This window comes from Arhodomonas sp. AD133, from assembly GCF_051195215.1.
Lineage (GTDB): Bacteria > Pseudomonadota > Gammaproteobacteria > Nitrococcales > Nitrococcaceae > Arhodomonas.
Genome location: NZ_JBNAZM010000042.1, coordinates 1 through 15,880, shown reverse-complemented (window position 1 = coordinate 15,880; position 15,880 = coordinate 1). Strand labels below are relative to the sequence as shown.

The 15,880-nt window shown below is 61.3% G+C and carries 13 protein-coding genes and 1 tRNA gene; 4 read left to right on the top strand and 10 right to left on the bottom strand.

Going from position 1 to position 15,880, the window contains the following annotated elements; genetic code table 11:
- The first annotated feature begins 27 nt into the window (after positions 1–27).
- Entirely contained in the window at positions 28–150 is a 123-nt protein-coding gene (locus ACPEES_RS18300; protein ID WP_435105030.1) for a hypothetical protein, read from the top strand.
- A gap of 83 nt (positions 151–233) precedes the next feature.
- Here the strand turns inward: ACPEES_RS18300 and ACPEES_RS18295 are convergent, their stop codons facing one another.
- From ACPEES_RS18295 to ACPEES_RS18275, 5 genes are all read right to left on the bottom strand, one after another.
- A complete protein-coding gene (locus ACPEES_RS18295; RefSeq protein ID WP_435105029.1) occupies positions 234–1,523 on the bottom strand; it encodes an O-antigen ligase family protein in 1,290 nt (429 codons plus the stop codon).
- A 50-nt stretch (positions 1,524–1,573) separates the two neighbouring features.
- Entirely contained in the window at positions 1,574–2,455 is an 882-nt protein-coding gene (locus tag ACPEES_RS18290; protein ID WP_435105028.1) for a CpsD/CapB family tyrosine-protein kinase, read from the bottom strand.
- 50 nt (positions 2,456–2,505) lie between these two features.
- A complete protein-coding gene (locus tag ACPEES_RS18285) occupies positions 2,506–4,236 on the bottom strand; it encodes a GumC family protein (protein WP_435105027.1) in 1,731 nt (576 codons plus the stop codon).
- Between the two features lie 75 nt (positions 4,237–4,311).
- Positions 4,312–5,469 (bottom strand): hypothetical protein, encoded by a 1,158-nt coding sequence (locus ACPEES_RS18280; protein WP_435105026.1) that lies wholly within the window; start codon positions 5,467–5,469, stop codon positions 4,312–4,314.
- A gap of 191 nt (positions 5,470–5,660) precedes the next feature.
- The gene (locus ACPEES_RS18275) at positions 5,661–6,266 is read right to left on the bottom strand and encodes a polysaccharide biosynthesis/export family protein (protein ID WP_435105025.1); all 606 of its coding nucleotides are present in this window, start codon (positions 6,264–6,266) and stop codon (positions 5,661–5,663) included.
- Between the two features lie 1,161 nt (positions 6,267–7,427).
- On the opposite strand from ACPEES_RS18275, the gene ACPEES_RS18270 reads away from it, so the two are divergent.
- From ACPEES_RS18270 to ACPEES_RS18260, 3 genes are all read left to right on the top strand, one after another.
- Positions 7,428–9,056, top strand: coding sequence for a glycosyltransferase family 4 protein (locus ACPEES_RS18270; RefSeq protein ID WP_435105024.1), 1,629 nt, complete (start codon positions 7,428–7,430; stop codon positions 9,054–9,056).
- Between the two features lie 113 nt (positions 9,057–9,169).
- A complete protein-coding gene (locus ACPEES_RS18265; protein ID WP_435105022.1) occupies positions 9,170–11,071 on the top strand; it encodes a heparinase II/III domain-containing protein in 1,902 nt (633 codons plus the stop codon).
- Positions 10,999–11,772, top strand: coding sequence for a WecB/TagA/CpsF family glycosyltransferase (locus ACPEES_RS18260; protein WP_435105021.1), 774 nt, complete (start codon positions 10,999–11,001; stop codon positions 11,770–11,772). The genes ACPEES_RS18265 and ACPEES_RS18260 overlap by 73 nt, the downstream gene beginning before the upstream one ends.
- Positions 11,773–12,044: 272 nt before the next feature.
- Here ACPEES_RS18260 and ACPEES_RS18255 read toward each other — a convergent pair.
- From ACPEES_RS18255 to ACPEES_RS18235, 5 genes are all read right to left on the bottom strand, one after another.
- Positions 12,045–12,120 (bottom strand) — tRNA-Thr (locus ACPEES_RS18255).
- Between the two features lie 20 nt (positions 12,121–12,140).
- Entirely contained in the window at positions 12,141–12,542 is a 402-nt protein-coding gene (locus ACPEES_RS18250) for an SPOR domain-containing protein (RefSeq protein WP_435105020.1), read from the bottom strand.
- Complete coding sequence (locus tag ACPEES_RS18245) at positions 12,527–13,279, bottom strand: type III pantothenate kinase (protein WP_435105019.1); 753 nt, start codon at positions 13,277–13,279, stop codon at positions 12,527–12,529. The genes ACPEES_RS18250 and ACPEES_RS18245 overlap by 16 nt, the downstream gene beginning before the upstream one ends.
- The gene (locus ACPEES_RS18240; protein ID WP_435105018.1) at positions 13,276–14,262 is read right to left on the bottom strand and encodes a biotin--[acetyl-CoA-carboxylase] ligase; all 987 of its coding nucleotides are present in this window, start codon (positions 14,260–14,262) and stop codon (positions 13,276–13,278) included. The genes ACPEES_RS18245 and ACPEES_RS18240 overlap by 4 nt, the downstream gene beginning before the upstream one ends.
- A 4-nt stretch (positions 14,263–14,266) precedes the next feature.
- Positions 14,267–15,565, bottom strand: coding sequence for a M18 family aminopeptidase (locus tag ACPEES_RS18235; RefSeq protein WP_435105017.1), 1,299 nt, complete (start codon positions 15,563–15,565; stop codon positions 14,267–14,269).
- Positions 15,566–15,880 lie beyond the last annotated feature (315 nt).

The following is a 15,880-nucleotide window of genomic DNA, read 5'->3' as shown; positions in this document are numbered from 1 at the left end:
GTTACCGCTCGGCAACAGTGGAATTCCGTGCTCCTGGATCCCGCGCACAGCCAGTGCCATGGTTTCCTCATCGCCGTGGAAACCGACGGCCCCCAGACCCCGCAGGCGCAACCAGCAGGCAACGACGACAATGGCCACGACCAGGAATAGATGTGCGCGGGTACGCGCCGATTCGGCGGACTCCACGTCGATCAGCGGATCGATAAGCGAAGTATATGCCGCGATAGCTCGTATCATGGCCGACTCATCCCCGGTACAGAGTCAATACATCCGGCGTTCTGTTCTCCCATTCGCTCGCGCGCCGCCTCATACACGATACGCATGCACAGTCCGGAATAAGCCCAAATGAACAGCCACGGCTTGTTGAAAGTCCCGCCCATCATCACTACAGCCATACCGAACCACGCCGCCACGAAACCGGCTAGCATGACCCGCTCTTCTAACGATCGAGCCGCAAAAAACCCTTTCTTTCCGTACCTCAGCATAGTGACGATAAGCGCGACGAACAGGGACAACCCAACCGCCCCGAGACTGAACAGATAATTGATATAGGCATTATGCGCAGAGAAATCATGAAAGTCCGTAAAGCTGTCCCACCCTACACCGAACAACAATGTCCAAGGCTTTGCCATCTGGAAGTCCAACGCTGTAGCCCACAGCCAGGTTCGTCCCGACGTTATCTGGTCGGCATCGCCATGTATCGTACTCCACAATATTCGCTCTTCGAACTGCAGAACGACCTGCTGAGCGAATAGGGCAGCGACTGCCACCCCCACCAAAATGAGTGCCCCCCCCCAACGCATGACCCGCTTGACGTCGATACCATCCCTAAGCCACCAAATTGCAAATAACGTTCCGGTCATCAGGGCAGTGTAGGAACTTCGCGACACGGTCTGTATAAGAAACCCAAATGATACGATCGTGCCCAACGCGAAAAACACGCGCCCGCTCATATGCCTGGAGGACAGGGCCATGGAGAACATGAGCGGAATGAAGAACACCAGAAAAGCGCCGTATTCGTTGGGCTGCCCGAGCGGCCCACTCAAACGACCTTTACGGAACTCGATGAGCCCGAGATCCGGCATATCGTAGACATCCAGAAGCGTGACAAAATTGATCACGACGATAAACCCGACAAGCCACCTCGCCACCCTGACAGCGTCCCTGCCGCTAAAAACACCGTAAAAGAAAACAAGAAAAACAAAATACGGATCGACCAGCACTCCCTTCAACGAAACTATTTTCCCAAAGAGGTCATAACCGCCATAATCCGCCAACAGGTGAACACTCAGTATCGATAGCGAGGCATCCCCTATCAGGAGCACGAAAATAGCGTGAACAACAGGAAGTTGAAGCAAACCACGTTCTTTAACAATGGCTTTCTCGAAAAGGATCAACAGGATAATGAGATACAGATAGGCATTCTTGGCGCTCAGCCCTGTCGCGATGCCCAGCCCCATATCGAGCATGTCATCGGCCATGAGTGTGACCAGGAAACAGACCAAGATGATTTGCTTGATCATGCTTTCATGCCTACGGCATAGCCACCGTCACGAGCGATGACGTCATGGCGTTATCGGCCGGAATAGTAGTCATCTGAACTCATGACATCCTCGGCGAAATTCAGCACCGTGCCGATGACGTTCGCGCCCTCCAGCAAGGGCAGCGTCCTTTCGAGCGCCGTCTCATTGGTACGATGCTCCGCCACGACCAGCAACGTTCCATCAAGGTTGGGCGCGAATGTGACGACATCGCCACCGACCAGCGCCGGGCAGAGGTCGAATATGACCAGGCAGCCGTGGGCCCGAGCCCTGAGCTCGGCAATCAACTCCAGCATTCGATCGGAGGACAACGCCTCCGGACGGAGGGACGGATCGATATTGCCAGGCAGGATCACGAGGTTGTCGATGGGGGGCTTGAGCAGTACCTCGTTCAACTGGACGTCGCCGGAGAGGTAGCTGGAGAGCCCGGCGCTCACCTTTAGGCCGAAAAGGCTCGCGACAGAAGGGCGGCGTATATCGGCGTCGACCAGCAGCACCGAGTGGGTTCCGCCCAGGGCGACACTGATCGCCAGGTTGGTCGCGGTAAGGGTCTTGCCGTCGCGAGCGGACGGGCTGGTGACACCGATGGTCTTCAGATCACGCTGGCGAACCCGATGCAGAAGGCGTGCGCGCAGCAGCGAATAGCAGTCAATTACCCGCTGGTCCGTCAGTCCCCCGATCAGGCGGTTGCGCTCCAGCGTTTGCGCCGTGACTTCAACGGATCTGGCATCCGGGAAAGCCGGTTCCAGTTCGGGGAACTCCGGCTCCACCTCATCGTATTCCGGTTGCGCCTGCGCAAAAGCCGACTGGTGCTGCGGCACCACGGACTCGGGCCACCGGACGCCGTGCGCGTTATGGTGCCCACGGTTACGGTTTCTGGCGAGCTCCATCGCCTTGGAAATGCTGTCCACCATCGCACCACCCCCGCCTCTGGCATGTTCGAGCCACGGAACCGCCCGAGCTGTTAGCCCTGATTGAAGATGCCGACGCCACTCGATGGCTCCGACATCACGATATTCACCACCAGCACGATGCCGACGGCGATCACACCGAGTGTCACGATCCACAGCAAGACCAGCCGGCCCATGCGACGTCGCTTTTCGTTTCTGGTCAGAATGGAAGGCACGGTAGCGATGGGCGGAGCGCCGAATATGTTCAGAACCCCCCGTACACCACGGACCGTTCTGTCGAAGTATTCCGCGAGCGCGGCCAGGCTCGTTCCCGCCCCCGACGCGAAGATGAGCCCAAGCAATGCGATACCGGCGCGCTTGGGTTGTGCCGGCTCGTCCGGGCGAGAGGCCGGACTGTAAAGCGAGAAGCGGTCGCCGATCTGGTTGCGCTCCACTTTCTCCGCGACTTCGGCCTTGAGCTGCTTGTCGCGCGTCTCCCGGTATTCCCTGAGCACGCTCTCGTAATCGCGCATGAGGCGGCGGTATTTCTCTTCCACCGCGGGACTGCCCATGACCCGGGATTCGAATTCATCCAGGCGACGCGTGAGTAGCGCCCGCTTTTCCCGCTCCGCCTCGAGCTTCGCCTCGACGCTTTCCAGCCGGGACCTGGCAGCAATGTAGGCGGGATTCTGGGCGTTGGCGGCCGAACCGAGACTCCCGCTGCCAAGGGACGACAGCTCGGATTTCTGCTCGGCAACTGCCTGTTCGAGCTCACGCACCTCCGGGTGATCCGCCGCGTGGGTTTCCCGGGCGTCGATGAGTCTGGCCCGCGTTTCCTCGATGGCCGTGACAAGCCGCAGGATCCGCCCGGCTCTCGGAGCCTGGCCGTCGAAGGCGGCAAGCTCATTGCGCAACCGTCTGAGGTCGGGATGGCTCGGCGTATACTTCGTGGCCATGTCCATATAGTCCAGCCGCAGACGTTCGACCTGTTGCGCCGGGGTCAGCCCGCGGCGATCGGCGTTCAGAATGCCTTGCTCCGGCTGAATCTGGGCGAGCTGCCCCTGTAGCTGGATCTTCTCCTGCCTGAGTCCGGCGATGGTTTCGTTGAGCCGGTCCAGCTGATCCTGGGTGCCCTCCATCATGTTCATATTCAGACTCATGAAGTCCGGAAGCTTCGCGACGTGTTCCTCCTTGAAGCGCGCAAGACTCTGCTCCAGGTCATTCAAGTGTTCGGAAAGGCGTTTCGATTCCTCTTGCAGGAATTTGGCCAACTGAGAAGCCTGCTCCGTTCTGACCCGATGACTCTGAATCAGGTAAAGATCGGCAAGGGCATTGGCGACCTGATGCGCGGTCTCGGGGTCACGTGCCGCGTAGGTAACGGTGAAAGCCACCGCGACGCTGTCCTCGTACCGGCGCTGCTCGGGCCCCACCTTGACGTATAACGTCTCCCGGCGGATGTTCCGCCGCATGTGTGCGCCGACTACGTACTTGCGCGATTCATCGCGGAGCTCGGGGTAGAGATCGTGCGATTCGGCGATTTCCCAGAGGTTGTTATTCGACAGCACCTTTTGACTGAGAACTTCCAGGTACTCATCGATGTACCCGGTCACCACTGTCGTCTCGATCAGGTCCTTGGGGAGATGCTGTTTGTCGATGCGGATCGTTGCCGTGGACTCGTACACCGAAGGCAACATGGTCGCCAGAGCGATGCTCGCCCCGAACAGGAGCACGAACGGAATGAGGAAAAACCTCCTCCGCCTGCGAAACATGGCGATATAGTCGGCGGGTGTCGCAGCGGCGTTCATAACCCTCACTCCTACGCATCGACCGCATTCGGGTTCAGACGCGAGATACGCGTGCCAGTCTTGTCATCAAGGCACCTAAGGCACTTCCGACGGTGGGCGATACTCGATCTCGACGAATGCCGCGTTGCTCGTCGCCGTGCCTGGATCGCGGTCCACCCACTGATGGCGGTACGCACCGGTCAGGTACCAGGCGGGTGTCAGGCGGTACGTGATTTCCGGTGAAAGGTTCACGTAAGACCGATTGTCTTGCCCGTCAGTGTCACCGGTGGCTGAGCGCGCCTCGAACGCGCGGCCGCTGAAGCTCACGGCAACTCTCGGAGACAGATCCCGCGACGCACGCAGCCGGAGCTGGTCCGTCTCTCTGAGCAACCCTTCGCCACCCGGTCTCAGTCTGCGCTCGAGTGCCACGAAGGCTGTCCAGTTTTCGCCCCGGGTTCGCCCTTCCAGACGGGCCAGAGCGCCGGTATCGTCATCTGCCGCCCCATTGGCCGCACGTGGCTCGGCGTGGCGTGCGCCGCCGGCGATGGCCACTCGGGTTCGCTCGCTGACGCGGTAGTCCAGCGTGGCCACCAGGCCGTAGCTGTCCACGTCGTCGTCTTCGTCCTCACCGCGGAAGTACAGCGCCTCGACGTCCGCACCGACGGTGGCCCGCCGGCTAAGCCGGTAGGTCGTACCAGCGATGACTTCGTGGGTCAGGGAGTCCTCGACGTCGATGCTTTCACGATCGTCGTAGTTCAGGCTGACGCCCTCATAGCGAAGCGCACCGCGCAGACGTTCCGTGAGCTCATACTCGAACGACGGCCGGAGAATCAGTCGGGTCCGGCGCACCGATTCCTCCACCAGTCCCTGGTCAATATCCGCCCCCGGATCAACGTCAGCATCCGGATCACCGATCTCGATGAGGGTTTTGTCCCGACGCAGCCCGCCCTCGAACCCCCAGCGGGCACGCTCGCTCTCGTAGGCGGCATCCAGTGTGAGATGCTGGAAATCGGAGTCCTCGACACCTTCCGTGGAGCCGAAGTAAGTCGTATAGCCGACTCGCCCGGCAGCCCGCACGTCCCATATCTCAGTGACTCGACGCAATGCCAGTGCCGCCGTGGTGCGTCCGGAGTAGGTAGTGCCCGGGGAGTCCTCGGACAGCGCCACATTGTCGTCGACACCTGCGCCCACCGAGACTGACGTCTGCGTCTCCCAGCTGGCCGCAGGCGCAAGCTGGGAGACCGAAATCAACATGACGGCGACCGTCAGGCTTAAACGATGCCTCCCACGGTCGAATTGATCCCCCCTAGGTGCCCACACATCGATCAGGGCATACCCTGCCGCTCTATCCGGGCCATTCGCCGGCGCTTTACAACGCATCGATCCCCCTTCGCCTAACTGACGCGTCCTTACTGTCATCACTGCGTTGCCCGAAAAGTCGCTGGTCACGGAACGACCACCACATCCCCGCTGTGTAGCGGTATGTTCTGCTCCAGGTCCCGGCCCTGCTTGATATCCGAGTAATTGAAGCGGAACACTTTCTCTTCATCGCCCATGCGGCGGAGCACCATGATGTCGTCTTCAGCGGCAAAAGGCGTCAACCCGCCGGCAAGGGTCAATGCCTGAATCACGTCAAGGTAGCGCCCGACGATATACTGGCCTGGCTTGTTGACCTTACCGAGCACGAACACGCGATAGCCGGAGAGCTCCTGTACGGAAACCGTCACTACCGCGTCGGGAATGTACTCGCTGATCCTCTCGGTTATCTCTGTCTGCACCTCATGGATCGTCTTGCCCGCCACATCGACATCGCCGGCCAGCGGAAATGAAATACCGCCGTCCGGGCGTACCAGAACTTCCTTCTGCAGCCCCTCCTCCTTCCACACGGAGATCTCGAGAACATCCTCCGGTCCGATACGGTATTGCCGGTCCACTGGCGCCGATTCCGCAGCCGGTGCAGCACCGCCGGCCCGTAGCTGTTCCCCCATCGTGTTACATCCCGAAACGGCAACCGCGCCAAAAACAATGGCCATGAACGCACCGCGCCACATATCCAACCTCCTTGCCTATCCACACCCGGCGATCGACTCGGACTTGTCTCAGCCCTTGGTATTCCCCCGTGAGGCCGGCATAGGCCGGCGAGACACCAGAACGACCCCCAGAACACCAACTATGAGGACAATCACGGAACCGGGCAGCACGAAGCCCCCGTCGACTTCGCGACGATGCATGAGAAGCGGCTGCCCCTGCGCGCTGCCGCCACGATTGACGGAATTGTCCGCAACCTGAGTCGCTACAACGCGGACCACACACGGCATCCCGGTTGAGGTGCCGCACCCTTGGTCCGCGAGGGCAAGGGCCACAGCGTTATCGGGACCAGGCTTGAAATGAAGTTCTGATGCACGCAGCGGCGAAGCGCCGTCCACGGCAAAGCGGACCGTTGCGTTCGGGCCGACCCCGTATCCACCCACACACGAGCGCGCCAGCGTTCCATCGGCGAGGGCGGCTGGCCCCGGCAACGTTTGCCCGGGGCCGGTCTCGGCCAAAGCCGCGGGCGTCGCTGTAGCCCCCAAGCACAAAAACAACGCGATGACGAGCATGTTCCGCAAGTGCACCACCCTCACCTCGCTGGCTATGCGCCCCACTCCGGACACCATTGCCTGGCAAGGACGCACTGACGGTCCCGCTGCCCCCGCTCGGCAGTATAGTCATGGCCCGAGCAGAGTCTCGCGGAGCCGGCTCACACGCCGTTGCAGACAACCTGCTTAATGAATATAGACCGCACCAAAGTTGTGATCAATTTTTGTCTTTATGTGTTAATTAAATCACAATTTGCGCAAAATTCGTGGCCCTTGCGCCATGCTCCAGATTCTTTGATATATGATGAACGGTTGCCTATTCACCACACACCTTCCAGGGTCCGTGTCTATACTTGGCACGGATTCGCGGGCACAAAGCCCTTCGCCGTGAGCTAGCGCGCCTGCGCACCGATCATGCCCACCTTCCCGCCGGGCGGCATGCAAGGTTGCGGCGGCGTCCATTGCGGCGCATCACGGCATCCAGGGCTCCTGCGCAGATTTCAGCACAGCACGCGAAAGGGACTTGGCTCGAACTCCAAGGGACTGAGTCGTCGCCACTCATAGCCGGGCGTTCAGGGTACTGCCGCGGGCCGATGGGACATTGGGAAGCGGTCAAAGAATCGAGGCTGAAACATGGAGTCCCTGGTCGCGACTGTGACAGCTCTTGTCGTAAGCCTTCTGACGCTGGGCCTGATGGTGCGTCTGGCACCGACACTGGGGATGCTCGACTATCCCAACTCGCGAAAGGTGCACACGCAGCCAATACCCAGAGTGGGGGGGTGGGGCATCGTCTGCGGCGCCGTCGTCGCAATATTGTTGTGGGTGCCGATCAATGCGTTGACGTTGGCATTTGTCTGGGGATCGCTCATCCTGCTCATAGGGGGAGCGGCAGACGACCGCTGGGATTTGCGGGCCACAACGAAACTCGCCGTACAATTCGCGGCATCTCTACCCGTTGTCTGGTTTGCCGGCCTGGCGGTGCAATCAATCCCCCTTTTCGGCGAGCACACGATTGCCTATCCAGTGGCAATCGCGATTACCGGCGTCGGACTCGTTGCCGGCATTAACGCAACCAACACGTCTGACGGCCTGGATGGCCTCGCCGGAGGCGAGTCATTATTGAGCCTCGCCGGTGTCTCCTATCTCGCCTACGCGACCGGTAATACGAATCTCCTGTTCATCGCCGCGGCAGCCGCCGGTGGTTTACTCGGGTTCCTTCGATACAACACGCATCCGGCCACGATATTCATGGGGGATGCGGGCAGTCAGTTTCTTGGGTTCGCGGTCGCCGTTCTGGGACTCGCACTGGTTCGGCCCGAAGCTGGCAGCCTGTCCCCGTGGACGATGCTGCTGGTCATGGGCCTGCCGCTATTCGACCTGGCCGTAGCTGCCGTACGCCGGTTAATGCGCGGTGTAAGCTGTTTCCGACCGGACCGCAACCATATTCATCACCGCCTGCTGGATCTGGGCTTCTCGCACAACCAGGCGGTGGTGATCATCTACGTAGCGCAAACGTCGTTTGTCTTTTTCGCCATCGTGACGATGACCTCGACCGACTGGAAAATCCTGCTCGTCTATGTACTTCACATAGCCGTTCTCTATGGGTTCCTGATACTTGCCGAGGGATCACAGCGGGAGAATCATCGCGCAATAGCCCGGCTCACGATGAGGTCTCAACACGGGAAAGACGTAAGCCCCATCCTGGTCTGGGCTCCCCGCATCCTGCTAGAGACAGTCATTCCATTGGTTCTCGTTATCTGTGCGAGCCTCGCAAGTGACATCCCCGACGATTTTTCCATACTCGGCGGCGCACTTCTGGTCGCGATGGCAATTCATTTCCTGACACCAGACGCGAAGAACATTTCGATGGCACGGATACCGATATTCATCGCCGCAGCAGCCATCGTTTATCTGTACACGGAGAACCGGCCTTTCTTGAGCGCGACGTCACACCTGACCGAGGCTGTTGCCTTTTCCGGAATAATCGCCGCCACGGCAAGCGCAATCCGTTTCTCGCCCAAACGCCGCCAGCGGGAATTTTACAGCACGGGAATTGACTCCCTCGTTGCGCTTCTCGTTTTCCTGACATTCTCCGCGTTCCACAACATTTCGGGATTCGCCAACATATTTTTCGTTATCTACTTACCGATCATCCTTTACGGGTGCGAAATAATACTCGTCGAACGGCGTGAGCGAAAAGACTGGCTCCCGTTCGCAACGTTCATAGCAACGATCATCTTCACCTTGAGGGCGCTTGTGTGAAAAGGGCACGCGACGACAACCACCATTCGTTGTCAGCCCGTGTTGCGCAGGACGGACGTCCGAGTGCGCGCGGTTCAACGCAAATCGCGTGGTACATCAGGCGGCTTCGACTCATGTCCGGCCGTGAGGTTTTCCACCGCGCAAGCCAGCAGGGCACGATTCTGTCAATGCGCATCCAGCACTGCCTGGGCATGAGCGTCGTGCCTGACGATGCGAATACCATAACCAGCTCCCGATTCTGCACATCGCACAGCGCACAACTCCCCGATTTTCCCTATGACCCGGAACGGCTGGAGCACGCGGCAAACGGGTTAATGGCGGGATCCGTCAACACGGCACAAGGCTCGTGGCAGTGGGAACCCGTTGCCGGGATCTGGCACCAGGCACCGGATACCGGTCGCCTCTGGCCGAAGCGTTTCTTTGCCGCCATTCCCTATCGTGAAGGCAACCCCTACGGCGACGTCCGCGCGCTCTGGGAGCCGGCCCGGCTGCAGCATCTGGTCGAACTGGCGCTCATTGCCCGACGCGGTTCCGCTGGGCGGCAGCGTAAAGCAGTCGCGATGATTACGGCACAGCTGCATTCCTGGGTGGAGGACAATCCGCCGTTGGTAGGGCCGCATTACATCTCCGCGATGGAATGCGGTCTGCGGCTCATCGCTGCCTGTCACGCGCTCGATCTGGTACGTGGCGGGTTGCTCGACGCATCCCCCTGGCAAGATCTCCTGGCGATAGTGTACAGCCACGCACCATTGATCGAACGGCGCATCTCACTGCATTCCTCCAGTGGCAACCACACCATCGCGGAGGGTTCGGCGCTGGTTTACGCGGGCATGCTGTTTCCGGAGCTACGCCATGCGTGCGATTGGCGCGCGACTGGCCTACGCCTTCTGCGCGCCGAAGCGCAGAGGCAGATTCTGCCAGACGGCGGCGGTATCGAGCAGGCGATCGACTATCACGTCCAGAACACGCAGCTGCTTTCCCTCGTGTCCACGCTGCTCACTCACCACGGTATCGAAGTACCGGTGGAACTACGTGAGGCGCTCGAGCGAAGCAACCGCTTCCTGGCGTCGATGATTACGTCGGGCATGCGACTACCCCGCATTGGAGACAGCGACGATGGTGCGGCGCTGTGCAAAAGTCTGCGGCTGCCTGGGGAGGTTTCCGCCGACCCGCCGCAGACACGCACGTTCGGCAATACGGGCTACACAGTCGCACGCCTGCCCTCGGCGCCTCCCGCGAAGCTCGTCTTCGACCACGGACCGCTGGGAATGCCCCCCGCGTTCGGGCACGGGCACGCTGATGCCCTCGCGATTGTGCTTACCGTCGGAGACGACGACGTGTTACTCGACGCCGGTACATACACATACACCGGAGACCCGCAGTGGCGAGCGTACTTCCGAGGGACACGCGCTCACAACACAGTCACCGTCGACGGAATCGACCAGGCCGTTCAGCAAGGGTGTTTCCAGTGGTCGACGCCATTTCGCTGCCGGCTCATCGCCTCCGCAATCGACCGTGGCGAAGGCCGATTACTTGCGGTGCACGATGGCTACGCACGTCTTGGGGTTCTCCACGCGCGCGGTGTCGCGTGGTCGACGGATCGAGGGATAACGATCTGGGACGGCCTGTTCGGCACGGACGAACATCTCATCGAGCTCCATTGGCACTTGGGCGTCCCCCTCGGCGAATGGCGCGACGAACGGACGCTCATCCTCGAACCCGCCGCCAGCGGCCTCGAAGTCTCCTGCACGGGCGGGTCGCTATCGGTTCACCGCGGGGAACGAAGCCCGATCCTCGGCTGGCGTTCGCCCTCCTATGGACAACTGGAACCGATTACGACGGTGAAAGTCACCCACCGCGGAACGTTGCCACACGAGCTGATCACCCGGATCCGCCTGACTGGCGATGACGGGATCGATCGCTGGACCGGGAGGGCAATTTCATGGTTCAGGCAACAGATCCAGCAATCAGGCGAATCGAAGTTCTCGGCGTTCCCGTCGATTCCCTGGATATGACAGCGGCGACTGGCGCAGTGCGCGTCATGCTGTCGCGGGATAGTGGCCGATCCAATGTCATCCTCTCCGTCAACCCGGAGAAGGTGATCGTGGCGCAAAAGCAGCCGAATCTGCTATCGATTCTTCGCGACGCTGACCTGCTGGTACCGGACGGCATCGGAGTGGTCATGGCTGCGCAAATACTTGGACTGGCGACCATGCGTCGCGTTCCGGGTGCAGAGCTAATGCCTGAAATCTGCAAACTGGCAGTCGAAACAAGCAGCCGCGTTTTCCTGTATGGGGCCAAGCCGGACGTCGTGACGAGAACGGCAATAATCCTCAGAGCACGCTACCCCGGACTCCAGATCGTCGGCACACAGGACGGCTATCTACCGGATACGCAGATGGACGCACTCATAGGCCGCATCAACGCCCTGCGAACGGATGTTCTTTTCGTGGCGCTCGGCAGCCCGAGGCAGGAACAATGGATAAACCGATACCGTGACCGCCTCCGCGTCAGGGTCTGCCAGGGCGTGGGCGGTACCTTCAACGCCATATGCGGCAATCCTCGGCGCGCACCGCAGTCGTTCCAACGGCTCAACCTGGAGTGGTTCTATCGGCTGGTGACACAGCCGCAACGGGCGCACCGGCAAGCCGCATTGCCCAAATTCGCCGCCAAGGTCCTGTTTCACGCGATGTCACGCCGGCGTATAGACGCGTAAATGCAGCGTGCGGCAGGGGCGGGATCACGGCTTGCGTCTCTGACCGACTGGTTTTCGGCGAGAACGAGCGGTGAGATGCCTTGGTCGCCTACAACGTCCCACTGGATGGCGTGCCCCGGTGACGTCAGGCGCAGATCAGCGCTCACCGCACGGTTCCCCCACCTGGGTGCCCGTCCAAGACATTATCGGCGCCGGGGTGACACGATATAGGCACTTGGCCATACAGAATGCCCGCTTGAACAAGCGGACATCAGCCAAGCACTTGAATTGTCTGGAGCTGGCGACAGGAGTCGAACCCGCGACCGGCTGATTACAAATCAGCTGCTCTACCAACTGAGCTACGCCAGCTTGTGTGAGGAAGATGATAGTTATCTAGAGCCGTTCAGGCAATCCCGGGTGCCGTCGGCGTTCGGCGGGTTCGCATCGTAGCCGGCGTCTCGCAGCTTATCGATCAAGGCATCGGCCGTCTCGGCATCTGCTGTACGGATGACCAGGATATTGGGCGAATCACCGGACGCAAGCACCGCGTTGCGGCCGGTGACGCTACGGATATCCGGCAATACGGCACGCGCTTCCCGCAGGGTACGATAGGGGCCGATCAGAACGCGTGTCGGCCCCTGCCCCTGGCTGTCGTCACGGCAGGACGTGTTGGGCGGCGCCGCGGGCTCGGACTTAGCCAGCGTTATCTCGCTCGCCCCTTCAGTATGCCAAAGCCCCCACAGCAGTACTGCGACGTTCAGCCCGAGTAGCAGGGCTACGATGATCCGCAATGCGCCCCCTCCACATAGTGCGCGATGCCCTCCAGGATGAGGTCCGGCGCTATGTGGAACGGCGTACGCAAGTACTCCAGCAGCGTCCCTGCGTCGCCGCCCGTTATCACCGGGCTCAGTGGCTCCCCGAGCTCCCTGGAAAGCTGGTCGTAGAGGCCGTCGACCGTTGCGGCGAGGCCACGTAGCGTGCCGGCTCTAATGGCATCCGACGTATTGTTCGCGAGCAGGGGCACCGGACCGTCGTTCACCGAGGGGAGCGCATGGGTGCCGGTACTTAGCGAACGGCGCATGGTGGACAGCCCTGGAAGAATCAAGCCCCCGCGATGATGTCCTGAACCCCCGACGACGTCGACGGTGAGTGCGGTTCCGCAGTCGATGACGCAGGCCGGCAGCATATGCCGTGCGGCAGCACCTACCATCGCCGCCCAGCGATCCGTACCCAAGCCGCGGGGATGGGTGTATGCGACCTTCACGCCACCACCTTCCGACGGCGTAACCAGCTCGTGTGCCTCTATGCCCCAGTGCTCTCGGCAGAGATGGACGAGGGCCGCCCAGATCTCGGGCGCCGCCACGGATATACCGTAGACGGCCTCGGGTGGCTCGAGTCGTGTGATGAGGGTACGAAAACGCTGTGCGATATCGTCGCCGCGTGTGAAGGCCCCGGAGCGTCCCAAGTGCCCGCCGGCGGCCGTCGCCCACTTGCAGCGGGTGTTACCCAGATCGAATAGCAGCTTCATGCTGACGGCCTGACACTTACATCGCCACTCAACAACCGTTGCATCCCTTCCGCCGTAGCCACACACAGCGCCCCGTCCGCGTCCACCCCGCGGGCGATGCCGGTCACTGTCCGTCCCGGCAGCTCGACGCGAACACTCCGCCCGGACAGGACGTCATGATAGGGCCAGCGATCACGCAGGAGTGTTTCGATACCATGAGGCACAGAATCGCACGCCTGCAGTACCGCCGCTGCAGCGGCACCCGCCACCTGGTTGCGGTCGAGACCCGCACGAAGTTCCGTCACGCCAACGACCGGCCGTCCGAGGCGTTCGCGCCACTCATCCCCCATGCGCCAGTTGATGCCGACGCCGACGATGACCCGGCATGCACCAGTAGGATCACCTTCGAGCTCCACCAGGATACCGGCGAGTTTCGCATCCTCGTGCCACAGGTCATTCGGCCACTTCACTCCTACCCCGCGAACCCCCAGCGCATGGAGACGCTCAGCAAGGCAGATTCCGACCGCCAGGCTCAGCCCGGCCGGTCCCCGTTCCAGGTGTCGATACGGCCAGGAAACAGAGAAGTACAAGCCGCCCGGGGGCGACGCCCAATCCCGACCCAGACGTCCACGTCCGGCCGTCTGGCGTTCTGCAAAGCAAACGCCCGCCGTGCCACCGGCCGGTGGGTCGCGGCGCAACTGGGCATTGGTGGAATCCAGCTCCTGGTGGACGCTGAGCTCGATCGCAGGCGAGACGCAGGCATAGTCCCGGATCGCCCTTGCGGACAGTGGCGCATGAGGCATCGTCGCCCGATACCCACGCCCCGGCACGGCGTCAATTTCGTGGCCGAGCTCTCGCAACCGTTCGACCGCCTTCCATACCGCAGCACGCGAGACACCACTCGCCCGCGCAAGCGCTTCACCGGAATGCACGTCCCCATCGGCCAGTGCCGCCTGTACACGCTGCGCGGCCGTGGATTCGTCGCGATCGTGAGCGTTCGACACGTGGCTAGATCTCCGCGAAGCATGCCTGGAACGCCCGAACCAGATAGCCGGGATCCCGGGCGCCGCCGGATTCGCGTACGCTGTGCATGGCCCACATCGCGCTGCCGACATCAACCGTGCGTATACCCAGTCGACTGGCGCTGATCGGGCCAATGGTGCTGCCGCACGGCAGGTCATTTCGGTGCACGTATCGCTGCACCGGCACCCCGGCGCGGGCACAAGCCGCCCGGAAGTACGCTTCGCCCTCGGCGTCGGTCGCATAACGCTGCTTGGCATTCACCTTGACCACGGGGCCGCCGTTGACGCGCGGTGCATGGGCGAAATCATAGGCTTGGGGAAAATTCGGGTTCCACGCGTGCGCCATGTCCGCACTGATCAGCCAGCTTCGGGCGAACATTCGGTGGCGGTTCGCGTGCGCATCCGTGGCTGCCAGGACGCGCTCCAGCGTATCCGAGAGAAATGACCCGCCCGCACCGCGATGGCTTTCACTGCCGACTTCCTCGTGATCGAAGCACGCGAGCACACTGATACCTTCACGCGGCGCCTGAGAAACCAGCGCGTACAAGCCGGCATGGCAACTCGCAAGGTTATCCAACTGGCTGTTGGCGATGTACTCACCGTCCCAGCCGAACCTTGCCCCTGGCTGGGTGTCCGCCACGGCAAGCTCCCAGCCCGCGATGGACTCGTGATCGACACCAAGGCGCTCGGCGAGAAACTCGGGCAGGCCCCGGTTCATCCCGGTGGACGCCGACACGTCCCCCAGTACGAGATTGAGCTGATCCTGTAGCTGGAACTTGAGTCCGTCCTCATTCACACCACGATTGAGGTGAATGGCGAGATTGGGAAGACGAAGCAGCGGCTGGTCCTCCGAATAGAGGTGAGGGACCACCGTCCCTGCATCGTCATGCCGCCATACCACGCCCGCCACGGTGAGATCCCGGTCTGCAAACGTCGCGACGATTGGCCCCCCGTAGATCTCGACGCTTGCCTTCGCCAGCCCATCGTCACCACCGACCGGCACTGGACGAATCCGGAATCCCGGAGAGTCCGTGTGCGCACCGATGACTCGAAGGCCCGACGCCGCCGGGTCCGTGCCAATACGAAACGCAATCAGTGATGCGCCACCACGGCGGACGAAATAAGAGCCTCCCGGCTCGACATTCCATGCGTCCGCCTCGCTCAACTCCTGGAACCCGAGCGACTCCAGTTGCGTCGCCATGATCGCCGCCGCGTGCCACGGCGACGGCGCGGCGTCGATGAACTGCAGCAAGTCGTCGGCAACAGCGTTATCGTCAGCGGCCATAGCGTGCTCTCGAGAATGAATCTGATTGGGGCTACCCGTGCACAATGCGCACGGTAAGCGTGCATGTTAACCGGTTACGCCACGATACGGGAGATGAGAGGCTGACTCACGACGACCTTGCACAAGCGAAGACAAGCGTCTCACTGGAACGTCGGCATTGGCTCATGTGCACGCGGCTGGATGTCCCGGCAGGGATTGGCAGGCACGCGTGGGAGCTGTCGGCCATGGGTAGGTGTTAGTGGAATGAAAAAACCCCCTGCGGTTTTGTACCGCAGGGGGTTTAGGTAGTAAGAGCCTGGCGATGACCTACTTTCG